Origin of the sequence: Streptomyces sp. ActVer, from assembly GCF_027270795.1 — a bacterium.
GTDB lineage: Bacteria > Actinomycetota > Actinomycetes > Streptomycetales > Streptomycetaceae > Streptomyces > Streptomyces umbrinus_A.
In genome coordinates this window covers 1-1,943 of the sequence record NZ_JAPWHT010000828.1, presented here as the reverse complement: position 1 = coordinate 1,943, position 1,943 = coordinate 1, and the positions used below count along the sequence as shown (strand labels likewise).

2 protein-coding genes are annotated in these 1,943 nt (G+C 72.5%); one reads left to right on the top strand and one right to left on the bottom strand.

Annotated features, from left to right (window positions below):
• Positions 1-1,231, bottom strand: a 1,231-nt coding sequence (locus tag O3Q52_RS52520; RefSeq protein ID WP_269655458.1) for an MFS transporter, incomplete at its 3' end; no start/stop codon positions are given.
• A gap of 212 nt (positions 1,232-1,443) precedes the next feature.
• Between O3Q52_RS52520 and O3Q52_RS52515 the strand changes: the two genes are divergently transcribed.
• On the top strand, positions 1,444-1,943 hold a 500-nt coding region (locus tag O3Q52_RS52515), incomplete at its 3' end, for an FAD-dependent monooxygenase (RefSeq protein WP_269655457.1).

Below are 1,943 nucleotides of genomic sequence, written 5' to 3'. Positions count from 1 at the left end.
CCGTACCCCCGTGACCCTCCGACGCCCGCAACGACCGAACCTGCGGCGACAGCAGCGCCATCGCCGTAGCCCCCACCACCATCGCCGAACACCCCGCCAGAGCCACCCCCGTACCCACCGCCGACGCGAGCGGCCCCGCGGCGAGGAGGCCGAGCGGTGCGAAGGCCAGGGAGCCGAGCCATTCGTATGAGCTGACGCGGGAGATGATCTCCTCGGGGATCTCTCGGTGGAGGGTCGTGGTCCACAGGACGCTGAAGACGTCCGTGGAGACACCCGCGCAGAACATCGCAAGGGCCACCGCCCAGACGGGCGCGCGCAGCGCGAGCAGGGCGATCGGTACGGCGGCCGGGAACGTGGCCAGGACCGCCACGAGTACGGGCCGGGACACACGGACGCGGGCGGCCAGGCCCGCCCCCGCGATCGTGCCCAGCGCCTGCGCGGCGACGATCAGTGACCAGGCACGCGCCCCGCCGAAGTGCTCCTCGGCCACCAGGGGACCGAGCACGCCGACGTTGGCGTTGAGGGCCGCCACGACGAACGCGTACTGGGCGACCACGGCCCACAGCCACTGCCGGGAGGCGAACTCCCGCCAGCCGTCCCGCAGATCGGCCCAGCCGGAGGACGCCTTCCTCGGGCGGGCCGTCACCCGCAGCCCCCCGATGAGGAGGGCGCTGAGGGCGAAGGAGGCCGCGTTGAGGGCCAGCGCCCAGCCGGCTCCGACGAACGCGACGGTCACCCCCGACAGCGCGAGCCCCAGCAGCATCGAGGAGTTGGTGCCCATCTGGAGCAGACCGTTGGCCCGTTGCAGCCGCTCCGCGGGCACGATCAGCGGGACCACGCCCGTCATCGCCGGTGCGAACAGCGCGGTCGCCGTCCCCGCCAGGACGGCAAGGAGGCACATCGCCGTCAGCGGCGCGTGCCCGGTCAGCACCATCGCGGCCAGACCCGCGTAGGCCGCCGCCCCGAGGAGGTCGGACACCACCATGAGCCGCGAACGCGACACCCGGTCCGCGATCACACCCCCGACCAGGATGAACACCAGCTGCGGCAGCGCCTGACAGGCGAGCACCAACGACAGGCGGCCAGGACTCGCCCCCGGCAGCTCCAGCACCGCGAACGCCAGCGCCACCCGCGCGAAGGCGTTCCCCAGCACCGAGACCGTACGAGCCGAGAACAGCAGCACGAACCGGCGGTCGCGCCAGAGTGACGGATCCGCACCAGGGGTTCTCATGGGCGGACACCGTAGTCGTGGACGCCCGGACGGCGTACCCACATCGGCGCCGCGGAAGGCGACCGAACAGCACCGCGGTCCAGCGCCGCGGGTCCGGCACCGCGGGCCAATACACCCAGCGCCCGCCCCGCGTGGTGATCTTGACGGTCAAGCCAGGCATTCAGGTGATTTCGGTGGGACAACCGGTTTTGGGCTACTTAATATCTGGTTCCGTGACAGACGGGAAGAGTCGGCGTCGACCGGCCGAACACGCGACCGATGTGGTCGTCCTCGGGGCCGGGCCGGCCGGGCTCGTGCTCGGCAACATCCTGGTGGACCGGGGGATCGACTGCGTCGTCCTGGAGCGGGCCGGGCGCACGCAGGTGCAGACGCGGGCGCGTGCCGGGTTCCTGGCCGCCAACACCGTGCGGATCCTGGAGCAGCACGGTCTCGCCGAGGGGCTGCGGCGGCGCGGGCAGATCCACGGCACCTGCGAGTTCCGTACCGAGGACGGCCGGTTCCGGCTGGACTACAGCGGGCTCGGGCAGCGGGAGCAGCACACCGTCTACCCCCAACAGGAGCTGGTGACCGACCTGTTGACGCGGTTCCTGGAACGCGGCGGACAGCTCCGGTTCGGCACCGAGGCCGTGGCCGTGCGCGACGCCGACAGCGAGCGGCTGGAAGTGGCCGTGCGTGAGGCGGACGGGCGGCCCGGGCTGTGGCGGGCGCGGTA